General features: G+C 64.1%; 21 protein-coding genes. 17 read left to right on the top strand and 4 right to left on the bottom strand.

Going from position 1 to position 22,348, the window contains the following annotated elements; all coding sequences use genetic code 11:
* Positions 1-8: 8 nt before the first annotated feature.
* The 4 genes from B6V76_RS10045 (at position 9) to B6V76_RS10030 (ending at position 2,496) form a co-directional block, all read left to right on the top strand.
* Entirely contained in the window at positions 9-896 is an 888-nt protein-coding gene (locus B6V76_RS10045) for a hypothetical protein (protein WP_088727343.1), read from the top strand.
* Between the two features lie 94 nt (positions 897-990).
* On the top strand, positions 991-1,575 hold the full coding sequence (locus tag B6V76_RS10040; protein WP_075774043.1) for an RNA polymerase sigma factor: 585 nt from the start codon (positions 991-993) through the stop codon (positions 1,573-1,575).
* A complete protein-coding gene (locus B6V76_RS10035; protein ID WP_141104907.1) occupies positions 1,568-1,990 on the top strand; it encodes a hypothetical protein in 423 nt (140 codons plus the stop codon). Before B6V76_RS10040 ends, B6V76_RS10035 begins: the two co-directional genes overlap by 8 nt.
* Positions 1,990-2,496 (top strand): periplasmic heavy metal sensor, encoded by a 507-nt coding sequence (locus tag B6V76_RS10030; RefSeq protein ID WP_075774045.1) that lies wholly within the window; start codon positions 1,990-1,992, stop codon positions 2,494-2,496. Before B6V76_RS10035 ends, B6V76_RS10030 begins: the two co-directional genes overlap by 1 nt.
* Positions 2,497-2,599: 103 nt before the next feature.
* Here the strand turns inward: B6V76_RS10030 and B6V76_RS10025 are convergent, their stop codons facing one another.
* Complete coding sequence (locus B6V76_RS10025; RefSeq protein WP_088727341.1) at positions 2,600-3,994, bottom strand: diguanylate cyclase; 1,395 nt, start codon at positions 3,992-3,994, stop codon at positions 2,600-2,602.
* Between the two features lie 143 nt (positions 3,995-4,137).
* Here B6V76_RS10025 and B6V76_RS10020 point away from each other — a divergent pair, with 143 nt between their 5' ends.
* The 7 genes from B6V76_RS10020 to dacB are packed head-to-tail and all read left to right on the top strand — an operon-like array spanning position 4,138 to position 10,978.
* Positions 4,138-4,416 carry a DUF3572 domain-containing protein gene (locus B6V76_RS10020; protein ID WP_075774047.1) on the top strand — a complete coding sequence of 93 codons (279 nt, stop codon included), beginning with the start codon at positions 4,138-4,140 and terminating at the stop codon, positions 4,414-4,416.
* A 46-nt stretch (positions 4,417-4,462) separates the two neighbouring features.
* Positions 4,463-5,167 (top strand): HAD family hydrolase, encoded by a 705-nt coding sequence (locus B6V76_RS10015; protein ID WP_088727340.1) that lies wholly within the window; start codon positions 4,463-4,465, stop codon positions 5,165-5,167.
* A 53-nt stretch (positions 5,168-5,220) separates the two neighbouring features.
* Complete coding sequence (locus B6V76_RS10010; protein WP_088727339.1) at positions 5,221-6,954, top strand: DUF4153 domain-containing protein; 1,734 nt, start codon at positions 5,221-5,223, stop codon at positions 6,952-6,954.
* Positions 6,955-7,014: 60 nt separating this feature from the next.
* Entirely contained in the window at positions 7,015-7,626 is a 612-nt protein-coding gene (locus B6V76_RS10005) for a heme NO-binding domain-containing protein (RefSeq protein ID WP_088727338.1), read from the top strand.
* The gene (locus tag B6V76_RS10000) at positions 7,626-8,855 is read left to right on the top strand and encodes a GGDEF domain-containing protein (protein WP_088727337.1); all 1,230 of its coding nucleotides are present in this window, start codon (positions 7,626-7,628) and stop codon (positions 8,853-8,855) included. The genes B6V76_RS10005 and B6V76_RS10000 overlap by 1 nt, the downstream gene beginning before the upstream one ends.
* Before the next feature lie 27 nt (positions 8,856-8,882).
* On the top strand, positions 8,883-9,500 hold the full coding sequence (locus B6V76_RS09995; RefSeq protein WP_088722344.1) for a nicotinate-nucleotide adenylyltransferase: 618 nt from the start codon (positions 8,883-8,885) through the stop codon (positions 9,498-9,500).
* A gap of 50 nt (positions 9,501-9,550) precedes the next feature.
* Positions 9,551-10,978, top strand: coding sequence for a D-alanyl-D-alanine carboxypeptidase/D-alanyl-D-alanine-endopeptidase (gene dacB, locus B6V76_RS09990; protein WP_088727336.1), 1,428 nt, complete (start codon positions 9,551-9,553; stop codon positions 10,976-10,978).
* 54 nt (positions 10,979-11,032) lie between these two features.
* Here the strand turns inward: dacB and B6V76_RS09985 are convergent, their stop codons facing one another.
* Positions 11,033-11,455: a tellurite resistance TerB family protein gene (locus B6V76_RS09985; protein WP_088727335.1), complete on the bottom strand. Its 423-nt coding sequence runs from the start codon at positions 11,453-11,455 to the stop codon at positions 11,033-11,035.
* 105 nt (positions 11,456-11,560) lie between these two features.
* Between B6V76_RS09985 and B6V76_RS09980 the strand changes: the two genes are divergently transcribed.
* Positions 11,561-13,207, top strand: coding sequence for a lysine--tRNA ligase (locus B6V76_RS09980; RefSeq protein WP_088727334.1), 1,647 nt, complete (start codon positions 11,561-11,563; stop codon positions 13,205-13,207).
* On the opposite strand, the gene B6V76_RS09975 is transcribed toward B6V76_RS09980, so the two are convergent.
* Positions 13,204-14,058, bottom strand: coding sequence for a CHAD domain-containing protein (locus tag B6V76_RS09975; protein ID WP_166504576.1), 855 nt, complete (start codon positions 14,056-14,058; stop codon positions 13,204-13,206). The genes B6V76_RS09980 and B6V76_RS09975 overlap by 4 nt on opposite strands.
* A 230-nt stretch (positions 14,059-14,288) precedes the next feature.
* Between B6V76_RS09975 and B6V76_RS09970 the strand changes: the two genes are divergently transcribed.
* Positions 14,289-16,580 carry a glycosyl hydrolase family 28-related protein gene (locus B6V76_RS09970; RefSeq protein WP_088727332.1) on the top strand — a complete coding sequence of 764 codons (2,292 nt, stop codon included), beginning with the start codon at positions 14,289-14,291 and terminating at the stop codon, positions 16,578-16,580.
* 83 nt (positions 16,581-16,663) lie between these two features.
* Here B6V76_RS09970 and B6V76_RS09965 read toward each other — a convergent pair whose 3' ends face one another.
* Positions 16,664-17,161: a pyridoxamine 5'-phosphate oxidase family protein gene (locus B6V76_RS09965; protein WP_088727331.1), complete on the bottom strand. Its 498-nt coding sequence runs from the start codon at positions 17,159-17,161 to the stop codon at positions 16,664-16,666.
* Positions 17,162-17,584: 423 nt separating this feature from the next.
* Here B6V76_RS09965 and acs point away from each other — a divergent pair, with 423 nt between their 5' ends.
* The 4 genes from acs to B6V76_RS09945 all read left to right on the top strand — a co-directional run bounded on the left by acs (position 17,585) and on the right by B6V76_RS09945 (position 22,326).
* Positions 17,585-19,552, top strand: coding sequence for an acetate--CoA ligase (gene acs, locus B6V76_RS09960; RefSeq protein ID WP_077701305.1), 1,968 nt, complete (start codon positions 17,585-17,587; stop codon positions 19,550-19,552).
* On the top strand, positions 19,552-20,244 hold the full coding sequence (locus B6V76_RS09955; RefSeq protein ID WP_075774059.1) for an adenylate kinase: 693 nt from the start codon (positions 19,552-19,554) through the stop codon (positions 20,242-20,244). The genes acs and B6V76_RS09955 overlap by 1 nt, the downstream gene beginning before the upstream one ends.
* Positions 20,245-20,307: 63 nt before the next feature.
* Positions 20,308-20,565, top strand: a complete 258-nt coding sequence (locus B6V76_RS09950) for a DUF4212 domain-containing protein (protein WP_075774060.1) — start codon at positions 20,308-20,310, stop codon at positions 20,563-20,565.
* Positions 20,566-20,586: 21 nt separating this feature from the next.
* Positions 20,587-22,326, top strand: coding sequence for a sodium:solute symporter family protein (locus B6V76_RS09945; RefSeq protein WP_075774061.1), 1,740 nt, complete (start codon positions 20,587-20,589; stop codon positions 22,324-22,326).
* Positions 22,327-22,348 lie beyond the last annotated feature (22 nt).

Below are 22,348 nucleotides of genomic sequence, written 5' to 3'. Positions count from 1 at the left end.
AGTTTCTTATGAAAGTCATGAACAGGCAGACCCTCGTCGCGGCGATCCTCGCCGGGAGCGCGATCACCCTCGCAATGCCGGTGGTGGCGCAGAACCAGACCGGCAACCAGATGCAGGGGCAACAGGCGATGCCGGGGAAGGGGCCAGCTAACGGACCGGGTAACGGTCCCGGCGCTGGCCAAGGTAATGGCCCGGTCAACGGTATGGGGCAGACCATGCAGCCCGGTGCGATGGACGGTCGGGGCGGACGCGGCTTCGGCTTCGACATCAGCCGTTTCGACAGCAATGGCGACGGTCAGGTGACGATGGACGAGATCCAAGCCAAGCGCGCCGCCGACGCGCAGGCGCTCGACGCGAATGGCGACGGCATGGTCTCGCAAGAAGAACTCGTCAATTTCGAGATGGCGAAGGTCAAGACCCGCGTCGAGGCCCGCGTGAAGGCGCGTTTCGCTGCGCAGGACAGCAATGGCGATGGCGAGTTGTCGGCCGCCGAACTGATGGCCCACCCGATGCCGACGCGCATGTTCGAGCGTATGGACCGTAACGGCGACGGGGCGGTCAGCGCCGACGAGATGCAGATGGCCAAGAGGTTCATGCAGCGGATGCACGACCGCTACGAGCATGGCCGGAAGGGCAAGGGCGATCACCATGGGTACGACCGCATGGGCAAAGGGGATCGCTACGGCCATGACCGCATGGGCTGGGACGACGACCGCGACGAATATGGCCCCGGCTATGGCCGGATGATGCTAGGGGATGGTCCGATGGGGCAGGGCCCGAACGGTCATGGCCCTCAGGGCACGCCGCCGATGCAACCGGGCGGCGGTGCTGGCCAAGGGCAAGGTCAGGGGCCGGGCAGCGGTCCGGCCGACGGCTCGGGCCGATCCGCGAACTGAGTTTCGAGCAGTACAAAGAGCCGGGGCGCAGCAGTGCGCCCCGGTCGCATGTCAAATTGCATGCGTAGGGAAAGCAGGCTAGGCCTTTGACGGAATGACGATGGCACTGGATGCGATGAACGAGGCTTCGGACGAGGCTCTGCTGGAGCTATACGCGCAGGGCGACCCGGCGGCAGCGCGGGCTTTGACGTTGCGCTTCGGGCCGTTGGCCTACCGGCTCGCCTATCGCTATCTTCGCGACGCGGCCGAGGCCGAGGATGTCGCGCAAGAGGGGCTTTTGCGGCTCTGGAAGATCGCGCCGGAATGGCGGGCCGGCGAGGCCAAGGTCTCGACATGGCTTTACCGGGTGGTTGCCAATCTCGCGACGGACCGGCTGCGCAAGCGCCGCGGCGTAGGGTTGGACGAGGCGCCCGAGGTGGCCGATGACCGGGCGAGCGCTCTGGACGAGTTGATCGCGCGCGACCGCGTGGCGGCGCTGGAAGCCGCGCTGGAGCAATTGCCGGAACGACAGCGGATCGCGGTGACACTGCGACATATCGACGGTTTGTCCAATCCCGAGATCGCTGCCGCGATGGAAACCGGCGTCGAAGCCGTAGAAAGTCTGACAGCGCGGGGAAAGCGCGCTTTGAGCAAGCTGCTTCGGGGGCAGCGAGAGAAATTGGGGTTTGGCGATGACTGACAAACGCATGGATCGCGAGACGGACGCATTCGACGACGCGGCGCTGGAGCAGCTTTTCAGCGAAGCGCGCGCGGCGGGCGGGGCCGAGCCAGGCGAGGGCTTCCTTGCCCGGGTTTTGGCCGATGCCGAGGCGGAGCAAGCAGCCTTTGCGCGCCAGGCCCCGGCGGATGGGTCCGAAGCACCCGATGTCCTAGCCGGTATCTGGGACGCGCTTCGCGGCGCGTTCGGCGGCTGGGCCCCGATGGGCGGCTTGGTAACGGCCGCTCTGGCTGGGGTCTGGATCGGCTTTGTGGGCGCAGACGAGATCGGCGCGCTCAGCCCGTTTTACGCCAGCAGCACGACCGAAAGCCTCGGCACGGTCAACCTGCTACCCGAAGGCGATACCTTCGCCTTCGTCGATGAAGGAGGGTTCTGATGGCGATTGCCGAGACGCGAAATGGCCGGGGGTTGCGTTGGGCGCTGATAGCGTCTGCGGTGCTGAACCTGCTGCTGCTGGGATTTTTCATCGGCGGCTGGCTTGGCCATGAGCGGCATCCGCCGCGCCCGGTCGTGGGCGATGTCAGCCTTGGCGCCTTCACCGGAGCTCTGAGCCCCGAAGATCGCGACGCGCTGCGCAAGGCGGCGCAGGCGCGCGGCTCCGAATTCCGCGACATGCGGCGGCAGGCGCGCAGCGATATGGCGGCGCTTATCAGCGCGATCGACGCGGAGCCGTGGGATCGCGATCAGGTGGCCAAGCTGCTCGAGCGGCACAAGGCGCGGACCGTGCAGCGGGTCGATATCGGCGAGCGGCTGATCCTCGACAGGCTCGACGCAATGAGCCCGGCGGCCCGCCACAGCTTCGCCGAGCGTCTGCGCGAGGGTGCGGCGCGGTTCGACCGGCACAAGAAAGACCGCGACAGGGATCGTCAGGACAAGCCTTGAGGCCGGTGCGATGGCCGGCGCGTCGGAGTTGGCCGCTATCTGAAATAGTGAAGAGTTTCGGCTCGTCTCATCATCATGCGTGGCGTGATGCTGTTTCCAGGCGTCACGCTGCGTTCGTGTGAGGGGCGAGTGAGACCTGGTTCCGGCCGCTTCCCTTGGCGCAGAGAAGGGCCGCATCGGCCTCGTCGATAAGATGCTGTGGGTCGTCGCGACGGGTGCCGCCGAATGCGAGGCCGATCGAGATCGTGGCCTGCATTTTGCTTCCGTCCGGAAGCGTGATTGTCGTCTCCTCGATATCACGTCGGAGCCGTTCCGCGATCCGATAGCTCTCATCGAGCGAGCTGTCCGGCAGCGCCACGAGAAACTCCTCGCCGCCGATGCGACCGATCAGGGCGACGTCGCGGAGGCTGCGGCGCAGATGACGGGCGATATTGGTCAGCACCTCGTCTCCCGCGCCGTGGCCATAGGTGTCGTTCACCGATTTGAAGCGATCGAGATCGAGCAGCATCACCGCGTAGCCGCGGCCGGTGCTGCGCGCGCGTTCGGACATGCGAGCCAGATGCGCATTGACGTAGCGGCGATTGTGGAGCCCGGTCAGCGGATCGACCAGCGCGAGACGCAAGCCTTCATCGACCGAGAGGCGAAGTTGATCGGAGAGCTGCTTGCGGCGCAGCTGCGCGCCGATCCGGAGTGCCGTTTCCTGTGCTGCGAGTGGCGTGGAGATATCCGAGGGCAGAAGGTCGTCCGCCCCTAGATCGAGCGCGCTCGCTTGCGTCTCCGAGGCTTCGGGCATGCACGCGATCAGGATCGCTGCGTGGCGCGTTTCTGGATGCGAGCGCAATTCCGACATCAGCCGCAGCCCGTCCCCGCGATGCACGAGATCCGCGCCGATCACGAAGAGATCGGGGGGGCGGCGCGCGGGGTCGCCGCCGCAGGGCTGTTCGTAACTGGTCAACAGAATCCGACTGGCCTCGAGCCGCGGTGCGAGCGCGGCTTTCCAGCGCATCCCCTCGGCCGGGTCGGGGGCGATCATCGCGATCCGGGCGGGAGGTGCGAATTCATTCGCGGCCTCGGCGAAACCGAGTGCCCGGCAGGTTTGTTCGCGCAGGGCCGAATCCTCGTCGCCGGCATGGGCGCGGATCAGGCTGCGCAGACGTGCGAGCAGCACGAGTTCGTCGAAAGGTTTGACGAGGACATCGTTCGCCCCGGCCGCCAGCAGCGCCACGCGCAGCTGCGGAATGTCGCGCTGCGTCATCGCGATGATCGGGATGCGCCGTGTCTGTGGATCGTTCCGCAGCCGTTTGATGACAGCCTCCCCTGTCATGTCGGGCAGGGTGATGTCGAGCAGGATCAGGCGGGGCCGTTCCGTTGTGGCGAGGGCGAGCGCCTCTGCTGCGCTCGCAGCTTGCAGCGTGTTGTAGCGCGCACCGGTCAGCTTCGCCTTCAGCACGATGCGATTGGTCGCCACGTCATCAACGATGAGGATCGTTCCCGGCATTCCAGGCTACTCCTTACAACCTCTTGCGTCCTCCGGTTTGCGGCAGGGCGATCGCGAATGCGCGAGCTTCTGGACGCGCCTTTTCTTGACCTTAGCGATCTATAGGTTAACAAAGCGTTTCCCCTGACAGAGAAGGATCCGCCATGCGGCAAGAAAACGCTCACACGCTCGCATTGCAGACCCTTGGTTGGCTCGTCAGCCGTGAAGAGTTGATCGGTGCATTCCTCGCCAATTCCGGGGCGAGCGCGGATGATTTGCGTGCGCAGGCGAGCGATCCGGACTTCCTCGCAGGGGTTCTCGACCATGTCCTGCAGGACGATCAGGTGGTTCTGGATTGCGCGCAGGACCTCGGGGTGCAGCCCGAGGCGCTGATGCAGGCCCGCGCGGTTCTCGGGCGCGGCGATCTGCGCCACTGGACCTGACGCCCCGCTTTGGGCAATCTGCCCGCAAAGGGAGGGCGGATCGCAGATGGCAGGCGGCAAGATACGGGCGGTGCTGTTCGACAAGGATGGCACGCTTTTCGATTTCGACGCGACATGGGGCGCTTGGGCGAAGCTGCAGATCGAGGCGTTGGCCGAAGACACCAGTCAGGCCGCGCGGCTTGCCGAGGCGATCGGGTTCGACCTCGAGCGGGTGGAGTTCGAGCCGCACTCGCCGGTGATCGCGGGCACGGTCCGGGAGGCGGCAGAATTGTTGCTGCCGCATCTGCCGGGGCGCACGCTCGACGACCTGGTAATCGAGCTGGAGCGCGCAGCGCATGATGTGCCGCTGGTGGAGCCGGTGCCGCTGAGCAAGCTTCTGTCTGATCTGCGCGCGCGCGGGTTGCATCTGGGTATTTGCACGAACGACGCCGAGTCCTCGGCGCGCGCGCATGCGGCGCAGGCGGGCATCACCGATCTTTTCGACCTGATCATCGGCTGTGACAGCGGGCATGGCGCGAAACCCACGCCGAGCCCGCTTCTGGCCTTCGCGGACTCGCTCGGTCTGGACCCGGCGGAGGTGGTGATGGTCGGAGACAGCCAGCATGATCTGCACGCGGCGCGCGCGGCGGGGATGATCGCGATCGGCGTATTGAGCGGGCCAGCGATGCGGGACGATCTTGCTCCGCTGGCCGATGCCGTGCTCGATCATATCGGGGGGCTTCCCGACTGGCTCGCACAGCGCGCGGGCTGACGAGACGCGTCGGATGCGCGCGAGAGCCTCGCGCAAGGACAGGAGAGGGACGCATGCAACTACGTTTGCAACATATTCTGCTCGGGCTACTGGCGGGCGTGTTCTTCTGGGCTCTCGATAGCGAGTTGCAGACGGCGCTGCCGCTCGACGCCCACGGGCAATTCGGTGTCTCGGTTCTGGGAACGGTGTTCTTCGCGACCGCGCTGGCGATGCTGGGCGAGATCGGCTGGCGCAAGGCCTTTGGTGCGGCGGCGCTGATTGCGATTCCGGTCGCGCTGCTCGGCTGGTGGGCGTCGCTCGGCTATTCTCCGACCGACTCGCTGGCGGGATACATGCCGTTCGAGATGCTCGCGCTCGCGGTTCTGGCGACGCTGCCGATGCCCTTCGCGATGGCCGTGGCGCGGGGTGGCGGTCTCGCGTGGAACGACTATCCAGCGCTGTTTCTTCATGCATGGAATATCGTCGTGCGCTATGCCGCCGCGTGTATTTTCCTCGGGATGGTCTGGCTCGTCCTCTATCTCTCGGCGCGCCTGCTCGAAAGCGTGGACCTCGATTTCCTGCGTCAGCTTCTGCGCCAGAAACTATTCGCGTTCTCCGTGTCGGGCGGCATTCTCGGGCTCGGGCTGGCGGTGGTGACCGAGTTGGAGGAAATGATCTCTCCTACCCTCATACTGCGGCTTCTCAGGCTGTTGCTGCCGCCCGTCCTGCTGGTCGCCGTGATCTTCGTGGCCGGGTTCATTGCGCGCCGCGGGCAGGTCTCGCTGATCGGGTTCTCGCAGATCGAGACGCTGCTGGCGATGGCCGTGGCCGCGGTGACGCTGATCTCGATCGGCGTGGAGCGCGACGATCACAGCGCAGTGCGGGCCCGGGTTTTGCGGCTGTCGGCTCAGGGGCTGGCGCTGGCGCTGCCCGTGCTGGTCGGCGCAGCGGCCTGGACCGGCTGGCAAAGCGTTACGGCGCAGGGCTGGACGCCGGGGCGCGTGGCGCAGGCGGTGCTGATCGTGCTGCTCGCGGGATACGCACTGGGATATGCCGGCTCTGTCCTGCTGGGGCGCGGCTGGATGGCGCGCCTGCGGCGGATCAATATCGCGATGGCGGGCGTGCTGTTTCTCGCGGCTCTGGCGTGGCTGACGCCAGTGCTGGATGCGAATGCCATCGCCGCGCGCTCGCAACTGGCGCTCTATCGCGACGGGCGGATCACTGCGGGGGCCCTGCCGCTCTACGCATTGAAAAACCAATGGGGGCTTGCCGGGCAGTCGGCCTACTCGGAGCTGGAGGCCCAAGCCGGTGATGATCGAGCGCTCGCGACCGCCTTGGCTCGTCTGCGCCCGTCGGCGGATGGGGGCGAAGGGGATAGTGCTGCGCGCGCCCAGTTGCGCCGGGATCTCGTGCTGCCGCCCGGAGCGACGCCGCCCGAGGATGCGTTGCTCGATGCGATCCGCGCGCGGGCTCCGGAAGTCGCGTCGGGGCTTTGCGCCTCTGGCGAGGGCGCTGCGGCGAACTGCGCCCTGATCGAGGCTGATTTCCTGAAAGATGTACCCGGCGACGAGGCGATGGTCCTGCTGCATCTGCCCGATCGCGATGCGATCTACGTTCTGCGCCAGTCGGATGGCGCTTGGGATTCGATCGGGTGGGGTAGCGTGGTCGACGCGCAGGGCGAACCGCGCTTCCGCGTCGATCTGGCACCTGTCATCGCTGCCATCAAGCGCGGCGAGATGAAAGTCGTCCCAAGCGGGATCATGTCGCTCGAGGCCGGTGGGCTGCGCCTGTTGCCGCTCTCGCGCTGAGCCGAGCGATTTTGGAGCTTTGTTAACTTCTGGTCGCTAGCGTGGCGGGAAGGAGGGCACATGCTCGGCTTGATCAACCGCTCTATCGAAAACTTCCTGACCGACACCCACGGGGCGGCGCTCCGCGCGCGTGTTAGGCGGTGCGCGGAGCTGCCGAGTGAAGGCTATGAACCGCTGCTGCAATATGCCGATGCGCAAACCTTGCGGCTGATTGATGCCGCTTGCGACGCGTTGGGGCGTGAATGGTCCGAGTTGCTCGAGGACCTTGGCGCGCATCTGTGCACGCGCGAAGCCGTGCGGCGCCTGTTGCGCTATGGCGGGTGCGATTATCGCGGGTTCCTGAATTCGCTGAACGAGTTGCACGACCGCGCGCGAATGGCGTTACCCGATCTCGAGCTGCCGCATCTTCATCTTGTTGCGACCGAGTCGGGCCAGTTTCGTCTTCGCGTCATCGGGGACGTGCCGGGCTGGGGGGCGGTGCTGGCGGGTATTCTGCGCGCGATGGCGGATGACTATGGCAGCCTCGCGCTTATTGAAATGCCGCAGCGCAGGGCAGGCCGCGACCCGAGGATATTCGAGCCGGCGGAAGAGGTGGTGACAATCCAACTGCTCGACGCCGCCCATGCCGAGGCGCGTCAATTCGCCCTAGCGCACATGACTGGAGAGGTGTGATGGGCGCACCGGCCAAAACCACTGTTGCCCCGAGGGCTGCACCGACTGTGCCGCCGCCTGACCGGGGCGGCCAGGCCTATTGGCTGCCCCTCCTGACCGGGCTTTTGCCGATGTTTCTCTGGATAGATGAGCGGGCGCGCATCCTTGGCGTCGGTCGCACGTTGCGCAAAGTGCTCGGTGTGCCCGAGGCGCAGATCCTCGGCGCGCCGTTCGCACGATTTTTCGCGGTCGCGCGACGAGGGGCGACAGATCGTCTTTGCACAGACACCTTGTGCAGGAATTGCGAGACACGCGAATGCGATGGTCAGGCCGGTCGCTGCTGGCGTTCGCTTGGTGCGCTGATGGCGGAGGAGGTACTGCATGTCACCCTGCGCATGCATCCTAAGGTGAGCCTGCGTGGCGCGCTCGTCAGCCATGTGGGGCTATCTGCGCAGACATCTGCAGGCGCGACTGCGGGCGATATGCTCCTCAATTTCAGCTTCGGTATTCACCTGCGTGAATTCGTGGCGGAGTTCGACCTGACAGAACGCGACTTCTCCGCCGCGGATCTCACGATGGAAATGCTTTACCTGGAAGAAGCCAAATCGCTCGTGATGGAAGAATTGCGAGCCTTGACCGGGCGGCTCGATCAGGCCCGCAAAGCTGCAGAGAAACAGGCGCTGACCGATCCGCTGACGAAACTCGCCAACCGCCGCGCAATGGCGCAGGCGCTTGCGCAGGCAGTCGATCACGCGACGAATGACGCGGCGCATTTCGCTTTGCTGCAGATCGACCTCGACCACTTCAAGGCGATCAACGACAGTCGGGGCCATGCGGCAGGGGATTACGTGTTGCAACTTGTGGCCCGCAACCTGTGCGAAAGCGTTCGCGGGGACGATCTTGTTGCGCGCATGGGCGGCGACGAATTTCTCGTGCTGTTGCGGGGCGCTCCGAGTCACGCGGAGGTCAGGGCTCTTGCGGCGCGGATTATCGAACAGATCGAGACACCGAAATGGTATCAGGGCCAGGAGTGCCTGGTGTCCGGATCGGTCGGCGCGGTTTTGTCACGCGACTACGAGAAGCTTGTGATCGGGGCGCTGCAGAGCGATGTCGACCGGGCAACCTATGCGGCGAAGGCAGCAGGGCGCGGATGCCTTCGTTTCGGGTCGAGATCGTCCGAAAAGGTTGATCGCAGGCGCCCGCGACCGCCTAACTCGGCGTCTGATACGCATAAAACGCTCTTTTCCTGACCGGTCGCCTTCGGGTAAGGGCAGCGCATGAGACAAGGTTTCCCATTTGCCCGCGCCGGACAGCGCATCGGTCTTCTGGGCGGGTCGTTCGATCCTGCGCATGAAGGTCACGTGCTGATCACGCGCGAGGCGCTGCGCCGTTTCAACCTCGACCGGGTCTGGTGGGTCGTGAGCCCCGGCAACCCGCTCAAGGCGCATGGGCCTGCACCGCTAGATCAGCGGATCGCGAGTGCACGGGCCATCCTCGGGGGAGACCCTCGGGTCGTGGTGACAGATATCGAAGCGCGGCTCGGTACCCGCTACACCGCCGACACGATCACCGCGCTGCGTGCGCTCTATCCCGGTGTGAATTTCGCATGGCTGATGGGAGCGGATAACCTCGTACAGCTCGATCGCTGGGACCATTGGCGGACGATCATAGAAAGCGTGTCGATCGGCGTTCTGGCGCGTCCGGGCTGGCGGATGCCGGGGCGTTGGGCGCGCGCGGCGCGCATCTATGCGCGGGCCGAATTGCCCGCGGTTGCCTCGCAGCGCCTGCTCGACGGGCCAGCGCCACGCTGGTGCTTCGTAAACATCCCGATGTCGTCGATTTCCTCCACGGAAATTCGGGAGAAAGGCGGCTGGGGGGCATCGACGCCTGCTTGAAGACGGCGCAGGGCGCGCTACGCTCGGGCTAACGCCGAGGGGGAATCGCCATGCCGCTAACGATATCGCGTCGCTTTGCATTGCTGGGTGGCGCCGCGCTTTTCGTCACTCCGAAAACGGTTTTGGGTCAGGCGCCCGCAGCCGCCGAACTGGTTCGGATGGCGGGGCTGAGCGGCGATGTCGGCTATGTCTTGGCAGATCTGAAAACGGGCCAGATCATTGAAGAGCGCAATCCCGGCCAAGCGATGCCGCCCGCCTCCGCGCTCAAATCGATCACTTCGATTTACGCGATGGAGCAACTGGGCGGCGATTTCCGCTTCGGTACGCAGTTGATCGCGACGGGGCCAATCTCTGGCGGGCGGATTCAGGGTGATCTGATCCTCGCGGGCGGTGGCGATCCCACGCTGACGACCGACGATCTCAATGCGATGGCGAAGTCGCTCGCAGCCAAGGGGGTGCAGGGCGTCACGGGGCGGTTCCTGACCTGGGCCGGCGCGCTTCCGTACAAGAGCGAGATCGCAAATGATCAGCCGATTTTCGCAGGCTACAACCCGTCGATCTCCGGGCTGATGCTGAATTTCAATCGCGTGCATTTCCAATGGCGTCGCTCCGGGGGCGGCTGGGCGCTGAGCATGGACGCGCGTGGGCGCGACGTGCAGCCTCAGGCCTATACAGCGAAAGCCTCGATCGCGAAGCGGTCCTCACCCACGTTCACCTATTCGGATCGCGGCGGGGTAGAGCATTGGACGGTCGCCTCGGCGGCTTTGGGGCGTGGCGGAAGCCGTTGGTTGCCGGTGCGCCATCCCGCGGCCTATGCGGGCGACGTGTTCCAGACGCTGGCCCGCGCACAAGGCACGCCGCTGCCCGCGCCGGAAGAGGCGCGCAATCTGCCCGGCGGCACGGTTCTGGTAAGCCATGACAGCGATCCGCTTGTGCCAGTGCTGCGCGCGATGATGAAATACTCGACCAATATCACCGCCGAGGCGGTGGGCATGACGGTCAGCAAACGGCTGGGCGCGGGCAGTTCCCTGATGCAATCGGGGCAGGCCATGACCCAATGGCTGCAGCAGCGCACGGGCGCACGCTCGGCCCGGTTCACCGACCATTCCGGGTTGCGCGCCGATGCCGAGATTTCGCCGCAGGACATGGTCGCGGCGCTGCGCAATCTTGGCGCACCGATGGGGCTGCGCAGCTTGATGAAACCCTTCAAGCTGCGCGATGCGACGGGTAGGGCCTCGAAATCGCAACCGTTCAGCGTCGATGCCAAGACCGGGACGCTGAATTTCGTCTCGACCTTGGCGGGCTACATGACCGCGCCGGATGGCACCGAGCTTGTGTTTGCGATCTTCACCGCCGATCTCGACCGTCGTCGGCGCGCGGGCTCCGCGCCGCGCCCGCCGGGGCAGGTGCAATGGGTGCGTGCGTCGAAAATCCTGCAGAGCCAGCTACTGGAACGTTGGGCCGGGATTTACGGGTGAGGCGCGATCCGGGCGGTGAACATGCCGCGTTCCCGCCCGAAGTGCCGCCGAGGATCAGAGCGTGACGTGACGCACTTTCGCGCCCCATTCGATGGCGACGGCGTGCAGCCGGTCGATCGCCAGCTCGCCGCGGATCTCCTCCAGCAGACGCAACTCGGCCTGTCGGATCGTGCCATCGGCCGCAGCTACGTCGCAGGCCAGCGCATAGGCGGTCTCGAAGATATGCTCGGGCAGCGCATCGCGGACCAGGCCGAACAGCGCTTCGAGCCCGTCTTCCTCTTCGAACAGTGTGAACACAGAGCGCGAAACCCGGGAGACGCGGTCGAAATCGTAGCCCGCGAAGATCGGCATGTGGTTCACGATCCGCTCGATGGCGACGAGTTCCGAGGTCGTCACGTCCTCATCGGCGGCGGACACCGCGACCATCACGGCGACGAGCGCGTCTTGGGGCGAAAGCGAGGAGAGAACGTCTGACAAGTCGGAGCTCCTTGATGGTGTTCGAGTGCTAATTATTGACTGTCCCCCTTCGCTTCAATAGGTCAGGCGCGACCGGGCGCACGGGGCGCCTTCATGAGGTATGCAATGACGAGCTTGCGTGACGCTGCGATGAAATCCAAGGCCTGGCCCTTCGAGGAAGCCCGCCGGGTGCTCAAGCGTTACGAGAAACGCGATCCGGAGAAGGGCTACGTCCTGTTCGAAACGGGCTACGGGCCGTCGGGGCTGCCGCATATCGGCACGTTCGGGGAGGTTGCGCGCACGACGATGATCCGTCGCGCTTTCGAGGTGATCTCGGATATCCCGACGAAGCTTCTGTGCTTCTCGGACGATATGGACGGGATGCGCAAGGTGCCCAGCAACGTGCCCAATCAGGACATGCTGCGCCAGCACGAGCAGAAGCCGCTGACCTCGGTGCCCGATCCGTTCGGCGATTTCGACAGCTTCGGCAACCACAACAACGCGATGCTGCGCCGTTTCCTCGACACGTTCGGCTTCGAGTACGAATTCGCGAGCGCGACCGACTACTACAAGTCGGGCCGGTTCGACGAGATGCTGATGAAATCGGCCCACGAATACGATCAGATCATGGAAATCATGCTGAAGTCGCTGCGCGAAGAGCGTCAGCAGACCTATTCGTGCTTCCTGCCGATCCATCCCGAGACGGGCCGCGTGCTGTATGTTCCGATGAAGGAAGTCAACGCGCGCGACGGCACCGTGACCTTCGACGACGAGGGAGGGCGCGAATGGACGCTGCCGGTCACCGGTGGCAATGTGAAGCTGCAGTGGAAACCCGATTTCGGGATGCGTTGGGCCGCGCTCGGCGTCGATTTCGAGATGTATGGCAAGGATCACTCGACCAACACGCCGATCTATGACGGTATCTGCCGCGTCCTCGGCGGGCGTGCGCCGGAACACTTCACCTACGAGCTGTTCCTCGACGCGAATGGCGAGAAAATCTCGAAGTCGAAGGGCAACGGCCTTTCGATCGACGAGTGGCTAACCTATGCCGCGACGGAGTCCTTGAGCTACTTCATGTATCTCAAGCCGAAGACCGCGAAGCGGATGCATTTCGACGTGATCCCGAAAGCGGTGGACGAATATCACCAGCAGCTGCGGGCCTATCCCGATCAGCCGATCGAGCAGCAGGTGAACAACCCGGTCTGGCACATCCATGGCGGCAATCCGCCCGAGAGCCGGATGGTGGTGCCTTTCGCGATGTTGCTCAATCTTGCGAGCGTCGCAGGCGCGACCGAGAAGGAAGGGCTGTGGGGGTTCATCAAGCGCTATGCGCCCGAGGCGAGCCCGGAAGGCAATCCGGACCTCGATCAGGCGGCAGGCTTCGCGCTGAAGTATTTCGAGGACTTCGTGAAGCCCACGCTGGTCTTCCGCGCGCCCTCCGAGCAAGAGCGGGCGGCGCTGGAAGATCTGGCCAAGGCGCTGAAATCGGAAGAGGCGGCGCTCGATCAGATCGCGCGCAAGAACGCGGCGGCAGGCAACGACGAGCCGCTGCCGGAGGCCGATTTCCACAGTGACGAGTTCCTGCAGTCGGTTGTCTTCGCGGTCGGCAAGAACCACGAATTCGCCAACCTGCGCGATTGGTTCAAGGCGCTCTACGAGGTACTCTTGGGCCAGAGCCAAGGTCCCCGCTTCGGCGGGTTCATCGCGCTTTACGGTGTCGATGAGACCGTCGCGCTGATCGAGCGGGCGCTGGCGGGCGAACTGGTCGCCTAGGCTTTCCAGAGTTCGAACCAAGCCCCCCAGCGGTCGCAGAGCGGCTCGGGGGGCTCGGCAAATATTTTGGCGCCGAGAGTGAAGGCTTCGGCCTCGAGCCGGGCGGATTCGGTGCGGATCAATGCAAGCAACGCCTCGGCCCTTTCGGGATCGAGATGCTCGGGCACCCTCATCTCGAGCACATGCAGGTCGTGATGATCTCCGATCAACTCGCCCAGAGTGTCGAGCGCGTCTTCGCGTGGGTGCAGCATCTCGGGCCAGATTGGGGCGAGCAGGCGGGTGTGATACCAGTGCTGCTTCACCCGCGTCCGCCAATGGTGGAGGTCTGCGCCAGCGTGTGATTTCTGGGCGGTTTTCAGACGCTTGCGGCAATCTTTCAGGGTCTCGTGCAATCCGGTCTCATAGGCGGGCCAGCCCTTTGCGCTGACCTCCCAATCCTTTGCGCGTTTGCGGATTTCCGTGACGCGTTTGACGAATGTCGAAATATCGCCTTCCTTCGGGGGCGGGGTTGCGGGGAGTGCTTCGAGCATGGTGCGGGCCGCCGAGGCGCCATCAAGATCGGGCCCTTCGCGCCCCAGCCGGATCAACGAGGCGCGCATCACCTCGTCGTCTCGCAGGCCGGATATGCCGCGGGCAGCCTCGGACAAGGTCTCTTTTTCCTTGTAAAAATCCGCGAAGTGCGGCGCGAAGAGACGGATCAGGCCGCGGGTCTTCTTGATCGCCTTGCGCAGGGCGTGAACCGAAGGATCGGGTTTCCCAGCCAGTTTGATGGCCGTCCCAAGCTCGCTGCGCGCGATGCGGCGAAGGGCTTTCGTTGGGGTCTTGTCGTCGGGGGATATGGCGTAGACCATCTGCGCTCCTCTCGGCTGCACTCCCGATGTGGCGCGAGGATATGACAGGCGCATGACTCTGTCATCTGCGAAGCGGGAGAGGCGGCGCGGCGCGCGGAGGTATCAGGTCTTCTTTAATCTTTCCTTCTAGCTCTTTTCGGGCCGAAGCGCGGGCGCTTTCGGCGGGTTCCGAGGCGCATGGAGCGATGCGCGGGGCGCGCGCGGGTGGAAAATGGACAAGAGGATTGCAGATGAACGTCGCGATTACCGAAGGGCTGGTGCTGACCCCGCCCGCATTCGCCGAAGGGCTGGATCAATGGTCGAGTGAAGATGGCACGCCGGGCTCCACGACCTATGAGAGCTCGGGCAATGCCGCGCTGGTTCCGGCGGATGCGGATTTCGGCGGTTGTCTGGAAATGCTCAAGATGCAGACGGTGCAGAAACTGCGCTACATGGGCGACACGCCGATCCTGCCGGGCGCCTATCTGCGCATCCGGGCGCGGGTGAAGGCGGTGAGCGGCAACCTGCCTGAGGTGAGGATTGCAGGCTATGCGGTGACGGGATCGGGTAGCCACGTGAGCGGCGTGGTCGAGGTGGGGCCGACGGTGGCGCTGCAAAGCTATGGTGAGGTGGTCGAGGTTTCTGCGATCGTGGGCACCGGCTCGCGCGACGGTGTCGATATGTCGTGGGGGCTGGATGCGATTTACGGGCATTTCGGGCTGGACCTGACGGGCGCGACTGGCGGGGTCGTGCGCATCGACGATATCGAGATCGAGGATGTGACCGAGGCCTTCCTGCGCGAGCTGATGGGCTGGGTCGATGTGAAGGATTACGGCGCGGTCGGGGATGGCGTCACGGACAACGTCGCGGCCTTCAATGCGGCCGATCAGGCGGCGAACGGGCGCAAGGTTCTCGTCTCGGAGGGGAATTATTATCTGGGCAGCTCGATCTCGATCTCGTCGCCGGTAGAGTTCGTGGGTACGCTGGTAATGCCGGTGGCGGCGAAGCTGGCGCTGATGTCGTCTTTCGACTTCCCGACCTATGCGGCGGCGTTCGGCGATGAGCTGGCTGGGTTCAAGAAGGCGCTACAGGCGCTGTTCGGATATACCGATCATAACGTGCTGGATCTGAAAGGGCGTCGCGTCGAGGTGACCGAACCGATCCGCATCGAGGAGATCGCGCCGGACCTGTCGAGCTTTTCGAACCGCCGGGTTCTGCAGAATGGGCAGATCAACGTGATCGCGGGATCTGGTTGGTACGATGATGTGGTGACGTCGCAGGCGACCTATTCGGTGAGCCAGTCGATGCAGCTGACCTCGGTCGCCAATATCGCCAATATTCCCGTTGGCGCGCGGATCACCGGCACCGGCGTCGGGCGCGAAGTCTATGTGAGGTCGAAGAATAACGGCGCGCAGACGCTGTATCTCTCGCAGCCGCTTTATGGCGGATCTGGGACGCGGACCTATACCTTCACACGTCACCAATATGTGCTGGATTTCTCCGGGATGGAGAAGCTCGACCGGTTCAACATCGCCAATGTGGAATTCCTCTGCAACGGCGCGGCGAGCTGCATCATGCTGGCGCCCGACGGGCAGATGTTCCAGATCCGCGACAGCTATGTGGTGCGACCCAAGGATCGCGCGATCACCTCAATCGGGCGCGGGTGCCAGGACCTGCTGATCGATGGCTGTCAGTTCCTGTCGGACGAGATGCTGGTGCCCGCGCAGGATCGCAAGTCGATGGTGCTGAACGTCAACGCCAATGACAGCAAGATCCGCGACTCACGCTTCGTGCGCTTCGGAACGACCTTCGTGCTGAATGGCTCTGGGCATCTGATCGTCGGTAATCACTGGTTTCAGGGCGACGAGGAAACCAGCGGCGTGCGCGTTGCGGGGCTCGTTTTCACGCAGACCAATGTGCAATCGGCGGTGACCGGAAATTACATCGATAACTCGGTCATCGAATGGACGAATGAACACGATGCCGAGCCGGATTTCGCGAGCGAGTACAGCTTTGGCGGGCTGACCGTGACGGGCAATACCTGCGTGTGCATCAACGTCGCGCCTTGGTTCACGTGGCTCTCGATAAGGCCCTATGGGCCGGGGCATTTCATCCAAAGGCTGAGCGTGACGAACAACGTGTTCAAGTCGCTCAACGGCAGTGTCGACCGGATCGAGAAAATCGATACGAGCTTTGCCGATATCGACCGCTCGCGGGTGCGCAATGTGGTGTTCGAAGGGAATATGTTCAACGGGATCAAAGAGATATCGCAGAACCCGGTGATGGTCGAGGTGAACCAGTCGGCTGCGCAATCGGTCTGGACGGCGGATGCGAGCGAGTACCTGCCCTTCGCGGGCTGGGCGCGCAATGTTCAAGGCCTGATCGCCGAGGGGATGGTGCGAGATAGCTCGGGCGCGCGGATCGACGCAATGCCCTATGTCGCGGTGGAGCAGGGCGCGGCCAAGAACCAGATCACGGTGAACTGGCCGGAGGCGGCGAAGGGGCGGCTGCAAGTCACGCTGCGGATGGATAACCCGATCTGACGGGGTGCTTGGGCTGTGCCGATCCGGGCCGGGCGGACGGATTGGCGATGCGGCGCGTGGGATGAAAGTCTTGCGCGCCGTTTTCATGTCAGGTCCGCAGGCATCAGGCGAAAAGCGCGGCCGAAGCCGCCATTGAGGCTGGCCGAGGTCGGGCGGAGATCGAAGAAAAAGAAATCGGGCAGGTCGATATAAAGCTTCGATTTCGGATGATCGGCGAGCCAGCGGTCGCGCATCGTCGGGAAGGCGGGGGTGTTGCGTTCGACGGCATGGGCTTCGACCTGCAGCGAGAGGCGCGGATGGGTGAGCGGATCGCCTTTTGAGCCGGGCTCTCCCAACAGCAGACTCGCGCGGCGATCCCGCAGAAGGGCTGTCGTATGCGCCGCGAGGCTGGATACGAAGATTAACAGTTCCCCCTGAGGGCCGGGCCCGAGGGCGACGCGGGTCACGACCGGCGCGCCCGTATCCGGGTCGAGCGTGCCGAGCGCCCCGAACCGGGCCTCGCGGATCAGGCGTTGCGCCAAGGCGCGGGCCTCGTCATCCGTCGGGCGAATTGGGTCGGTCGTTGGAGTTGGTTGCGGCATGGGCGACTCCTCGCGGACGTCCTAATGCTAGGACTCAGCCACGCCGTCCGCAATCGACGTCGTCGGCTTTAGGATGACGTAACGACAGATTGCGTACCGAATCACCCCGTGGTGCCATTTTCCCTCTTCTTGGTTGCCGCCTGCTTTTAACCATGAGGTCGATTTTCAGATGCGGGCTCCGCGCGCATGAAACGCTACAGGCAAGCGCTTGATTAAGCGTGACTATTTTCTGCCTCATTTCCGTGCATTTACAGCGTTAGCGCAATCGGTGTCAAAAAATTTACAAAAAAATACAGCGTATAAAGGGGGTTACATGAATCTTAACCTTTGAGTTACAGTGGCGCGGGGTAGAGGGCCTGCACCATGACGCGGGCGACATGCGGACACGCCGTGCCGCAAGGCGAAATTGCTGGGAGGAAACTCATGACTGCGCAAGACAAGGTGACTCAGGTTCCAGAGGTCAAAGAGGTCCCGCCGGGCTTCGAGAACGCCCATGCCGACGCTGCGAAATATCGCGAGATGTACAAGGAATCGATCACCGACCCGGAGAAGTTCTGGGGTCGCGAGGGCAAGCGCCTCGACTGGATCACGCCGTATACCAAGGTGAAGAACACCGATTTCACCTTCGGCCATGTCGATATCAAGTGGTTCGAGGACGGCGTGTTGAACGCCAGCGTGAACTGCATCGACCGCCACCTCGCGACGCGCGGCGACCAGACCGCGATCATCTTCGAGCCTGACGATCCGGAAACCCCGGCGCAGCACATCACCTACAAGGAGCTTTCCGAGAAGGTGAACCGCTTCGCCAATGTGCTTTCGAGCCAGGGCGTGATGCGCGGCGACCGCGTCGTGATCTACCTGCCGATGATCCCCGAAGCGGCTTACGCGATGCTCGCCTGCGCGCGCATCGGCGCGATCCACTCGATCGTCTTCGCGGGCTTCTCGCCCGACGCGCTGGCGAACCGCATCAATGACTCGGGCGCGAAAGTCGTGATCACCGCCGACACCGCGCCCCGCGGTGGTCGCCGCACGCCGCTCAAGGCCAATGCCGACGCCGCGCTGCTGCACTGCTCGGACAAGGTGCGCTGCCTCGTGGTGAAGCATACCGGCGACCAGACCACCTGGATCGACGGGCGCGATGTCGACGTGAAGGCGATGATGGAGAACGTCTCGCCTGATTGTCCGGCGCGTCCGATGAACGCGGAAGATCCGCTTTTCATCCTCTACACCTCGGGTTCGACCGGCAAGCCGAAGGGCGTCGTGCACACGACCGGCGGCTACATGGTCTATGCCGCGATGACGCATCAATACACGTTCGACTACCATGACGGCGACGTATTCTGGTGCACCGCGGATGTCGGCTGGGTCACCGGTCACAGCTACATTGTCTACGGGCCGCTCGCGAATGGTGCGACGACCGTCATGTTCGAAGGCGTGCCGACCTATCCGGACGCGGGCCGTTTCTGGGCCGTGTGCGAGAAACACAAAGTCAACCAGTTCTACACCGCGCCCACCGCGATCCGCTCGCTGATGGGGCAGGGGCCGGAATGGGTCGAGAAATACGATCTGTCCGCGCTCAAGGTGCTGGGCTCGGTCGGCGAGCCGATCAACCCCGAGGCCTGGGCCTGGTACGACAAGTATGTCGGAAAGGGCAAATGCCCGATCGTCGACACGTTCTGGCAGACCGAGACCGGCGGTCACATGCTGACCCCGCTTCCGGGCGCGACGCCCACCAAGCCCGGCTCGGCGACCCGTCCGTTCTTCGGCGTGAAGCCGGTCGTGCTCGACCCGCAGACTGCGGTGAAGCAGGACGAGACCGAGACCGAAGGCGTGCTCTGCATCTCGGACAGCTGGCCGGGCCAGATGCGCACCATCTGGGGCGATCACGAGCGCTTCCAGGAGACCTATTTCAGCCAGTACAAGGGCTATTACTTCACCGGTGACGGCTGCCGCCGCGACAGCGACGGTTACTACTGGATCACCGGCCGCGTCGACGACGTGATCAACGTCTCGGGCCACCGCATGGGCACGGCGGAAGTCGAGTCCGCGCTGGTCGCGCACCAGGCCGTGGCCGAGGCTGCCGTGGTGGGCTACCCGCACGAGCTGAAAGGGCAGGGCATCTACGCCTATGTCACGCTGATGAACGATGTCGAACCTTCCGACGAGCTGCGCAAGGAGCTCGAGAAGTGGGTCCGCACCGAGATCGGCCCGATCGCGAAACCGGACATCATCCAATGGGCGCCGGGCCTGCCGAAGACCCGTTCGGGCAAGATCATGCGCCGCATCCTGCGCAAGATCGCCGAGAACGATTTCGGCAGCCTGGGTGACACCTCGACGCTGGCCGACCCGTCGGTCGTCGATGAGTTGATCGAAAATCGCGGGAACAAGTGATGGCCGACAGCACGACCATGACGCGGACCAAGCCTGCGGTTCTGATCCTTCTCGGCCCGCCGGGCGCGGGCAAGGGCACGCAGGCGCGGATGCTCGAAGAGAGGTTCGGCCTCGTGCAGCTCTCGACGGGCGATCTTCTGCGGGCCGCGGTGTCGCAGGGCACCGAGGCGGGCCTCGCCGCGAAAGCGGTGATGGAGGAGGGCGGTCTCGTCTCGGACGAGATCGTTCTGGCGATCCTGCAAGATCGCATGGCGGAACCGGACGTTGCCAAAGGGGTGATCCTCGACGGGTTCCCGCGCACCGCCGGGCAGGCTGCGGCGCTCGACAGGCTTCTGGAGGAGAACGGCCAGTCGGTGACCGCGGCGATCAGCCTGGAGGTCGACGACGAGGCGATGATCGCCCGCGTCGCCGGCCGCTACACCTGCGCCAAATGCGGCGAGGGGTATCACGACGAGTTCAAACAGCCCGCGGTCGCGGGCGTTTGCGACAAATGCGGCGGCACGGAATTCAAGCGCCGGGCCGACGACAATGCCGAGACGGCGCGCGCCAGGTTGGAGGCCTATCACGCGCAAACGGCACCGCTGATCGCCCATTACAAGGCGCTCGGTGTTCTCGAGGAAATCGACGCGATGGGCTCCATCGACGAGATCGCCTCGGGCCTTGGGTCGATCGTAGAGCGCGTCTCGGCCTGATTTTTGGGGAGGGGCGGGCCCATGAGGGGCCCGTCTGGAGAGAAACTAAAGGGAGTTAGTCTCATGGCGGACAAATCCTCGTCCAACGCCTATTGGAAGGCGAATATCCGGACCATCCAGATCTCTCTGGTGATCTGGTTCATCGTGTCCTTCGGCTTCGGCATCCTGCTGCGCCCTATGCTGGCAGGCATCAAGATCGGCGGCACTGATCTCGGCTTCTGGTTCGCCCAGCAAGGCTCGATCCTCGTGTTCCTGGTGCTCATCTTCACCTATGCGTGGCGGATGAACAAACTGGACCGCGAGCACGGCGTCGAAGAGTAATCTCAGGGAGGAGAGAGGGATATGGATCAGTTTACCCTCAACCTGCTGGTGGTTGGCGCGACGTTCGTGCTCTACATCGGCATCGCGATCTGGGCCCGTGCGGGTTCCACGTCGGAATTCTACGCCGCCGGTCGCGGCGTTCACCCGGTCGTCAACGGCATGGCTACGGGCGCTGACTGGATGTCGGCCGCGTCGTTCATCTCGATGGCGGGCATCATCGCCTTTGGCGGCTACGACACCTCGGCCTACCTGATGGGCTGGACTGGCGGCTACGTGCTGCTGGCCATGCTGCTTGCGCCTTACCTGCGCAAGTTCGGCAAGTTCACCGTGCCGGAATTCATCGGCGACCGTTTCTACTCGCAAACCGCGCGCACCGTGGCCGTGGTCTGCCTTATCGTGGCGTCGATCACCTACGTTATCGGTCAGATGACCGGTGTGGGCGTCGCGTTCTCGCGCTTCCTCGAAGTCGACAACACCACCGGCCTCTTCATCGGCGCGGCGATCGTGTTCCTCTACGCGGTTCTGGGCGGCATGAAGGGCATCACCTACACGCAGGTGGCTCAGTACGTCGTGCTGATCATCGCCTACACGATCCCGGCGATCTTCATCTCGCTGCAGCTGACCGGCAACCCGATCCCGGGCCTGGGCCTGTTCTCGAACGACGTGAACACCGGCGAGCCGATCCTGTCGACGCTGAACGGTCTGGTCTCCGATCTGGGCTTCGCGTCCTATACCGGCCAGCATGACACGATGCTCAACATGTTCCTGTTCACCATGACGCTGATGGTCGGCACCGCCGGTCTGCCCCACGTCATCGTGCGCTTCTTCACCGTTCCGAAGGTCGCCGACGCGCGCTCCTCGGCGGGTTGGGCGCTGGTGTTCATCGCGCTGCTCTATCTCACCGCTCCGGCTGTGGGTGCGATGGCGCGTCTGAACCTGATCTCGACCTTCTACCCCAATGGCGTGAACGAGCCGGCGGTGGAGATGACCGCGATCGAGAACGATCAGAACCTGTCGTGGGTGCGCAACTGGGCCGCGACCGGTCTTCTGTCCTTCGACGACAAGAACGGCGACGGTCGCATCGAGTACAATGCGGGCGACACCAACGAACTGACCGTGAACCGCGACATCATCACCCTCGCCAACCCCGAGATCGCCAACCTGCCGGGTTGGGTGATCGCGCTGGTGGCGGCCGGTGGTCTGGCTGCGGCTCTGTCGACCGCTGCGGGCCTTCTGATGGCGATCTCGTCGGCGGTCTCGCATGACCTGATCAAGTCGCAGATCAACCCGGGCATCTCGGAAAAAGGCGAGCTTCTGGCCGCCCGTATCTCGATGGCCGTTGCGATCGCGATCGCGACCTATCTGGGTCTGAACCCGCCCGGCTTCGCTGCGCAGACGGTGGCTCTGGCCTTCGGTCTGGCGGCGTCGTCGATCTTCCCGGCACTGATGATGGGCATCTTCACGAAGCGCATCAACAACACCGGTGCCGTCGCGGGCATGCTGACCGGCCTGATCACCACGCTGGTCTACATCTTCCTGCACAAGGGCTGGTTCTTCATCCCCGACACCAACATGTTCTCGGATGCGAACCCGATGATCCTCTCGATCAAGTCGACGTCCTTCGGCGTGATCGGTGCGGTCCTGAACTTCATCGTCGCATACTTCGTCTCGAACGCGACGAAAGAGACCCCGGAAGACATCCAGGAGCTCGTCGAATCGATCCGTGTGCCGAAAGGCGCCGGTGCGGCAGTCGACCACTGAGACAGCGGCGCGGGACGGGGGC

It is taken from the genome of Thioclava sp. IC9, assembly GCF_002213225.1.
GTDB lineage: Bacteria > Pseudomonadota > Alphaproteobacteria > Rhodobacterales > Rhodobacteraceae > Thioclava > Thioclava nitratireducens.
The sequence above is the reverse complement of the archived record's forward strand: the minus strand, read 5'-3'. Positions and strand labels throughout refer to the sequence as shown.

What these genes read in the sequence shown, in the direction of transcription:
- acs (WP_077701305.1), top strand. Translation starts at nt 17,585, where the DNA reads ATGACTGCGCAAGACAAGGTGACTCAGGTTCCAGAGGTCAAAGAGGTC.
- B6V76_RS10025 (WP_088727341.1), bottom strand. Translation starts at nt 3,994, where the DNA reads ATGCCGGGAACGATCCTCATCGTTGATGACGTGGCGACCAATCGCATC.
- B6V76_RS09965 (WP_088727331.1), bottom strand. Translation starts at nt 17,161, where the DNA reads ATGCCGCAACCAACTCCAACGACCGACCCAATTCGCCCGACGGATGAC.
- B6V76_RS09980 (WP_088727334.1), top strand. Translation starts at nt 11,561, where the DNA reads ATGACGAGCTTGCGTGACGCTGCGATGAAATCCAAGGCCTGGCCCTTC.
- B6V76_RS10030 (WP_075774045.1), top strand. Translation starts at nt 1,990, where the DNA reads ATGGCGATTGCCGAGACGCGAAATGGCCGGGGGTTGCGTTGGGCGCTG.
- B6V76_RS09995 (WP_088722344.1), top strand. Translation starts at nt 8,883, where the DNA reads ATGAGACAAGGTTTCCCATTTGCCCGCGCCGGACAGCGCATCGGTCTT.
- B6V76_RS10000 (WP_088727337.1), top strand. Translation starts at nt 7,626, where the DNA reads ATGGGCGCACCGGCCAAAACCACTGTTGCCCCGAGGGCTGCACCGACT.
- B6V76_RS10010 (WP_088727339.1), top strand. Translation starts at nt 5,221, where the DNA reads ATGCAACTACGTTTGCAACATATTCTGCTCGGGCTACTGGCGGGCGTG.
- B6V76_RS09950 (WP_075774060.1), top strand. Translation starts at nt 20,308, where the DNA reads ATGGCGGACAAATCCTCGTCCAACGCCTATTGGAAGGCGAATATCCGG.
- B6V76_RS09945 (WP_075774061.1), top strand. Translation starts at nt 20,587, where the DNA reads ATGGATCAGTTTACCCTCAACCTGCTGGTGGTTGGCGCGACGTTCGTG.
- B6V76_RS09970 (WP_088727332.1), top strand. Translation starts at nt 14,289, where the DNA reads ATGAACGTCGCGATTACCGAAGGGCTGGTGCTGACCCCGCCCGCATTC.
- B6V76_RS10005 (WP_088727338.1), top strand. Translation starts at nt 7,015, where the DNA reads ATGCTCGGCTTGATCAACCGCTCTATCGAAAACTTCCTGACCGACACC.
- B6V76_RS09975 (WP_166504576.1), bottom strand. Translation starts at nt 14,058, where the DNA reads ATGGTCTACGCCATATCCCCCGACGACAAGACCCCAACGAAAGCCCTT.
- B6V76_RS10015 (WP_088727340.1), top strand. Translation starts at nt 4,463, where the DNA reads ATGGCAGGCGGCAAGATACGGGCGGTGCTGTTCGACAAGGATGGCACG.
- B6V76_RS10040 (WP_075774043.1), top strand. Translation starts at nt 991, where the DNA reads ATGACGATGGCACTGGATGCGATGAACGAGGCTTCGGACGAGGCTCTG.
- B6V76_RS10045 (WP_088727343.1), top strand. Translation starts at nt 9, where the DNA reads ATGAAAGTCATGAACAGGCAGACCCTCGTCGCGGCGATCCTCGCCGGG.
- B6V76_RS10020 (WP_075774047.1), top strand. Translation starts at nt 4,138, where the DNA reads ATGCGGCAAGAAAACGCTCACACGCTCGCATTGCAGACCCTTGGTTGG.
- B6V76_RS09955 (WP_075774059.1), top strand. Translation starts at nt 19,552, where the DNA reads ATGGCCGACAGCACGACCATGACGCGGACCAAGCCTGCGGTTCTGATC.
- dacB (WP_088727336.1), top strand. Translation starts at nt 9,551, where the DNA reads ATGCCGCTAACGATATCGCGTCGCTTTGCATTGCTGGGTGGCGCCGCG.
- B6V76_RS10035 (WP_141104907.1), top strand. Translation starts at nt 1,568, where the DNA reads ATGACTGACAAACGCATGGATCGCGAGACGGACGCATTCGACGACGCG.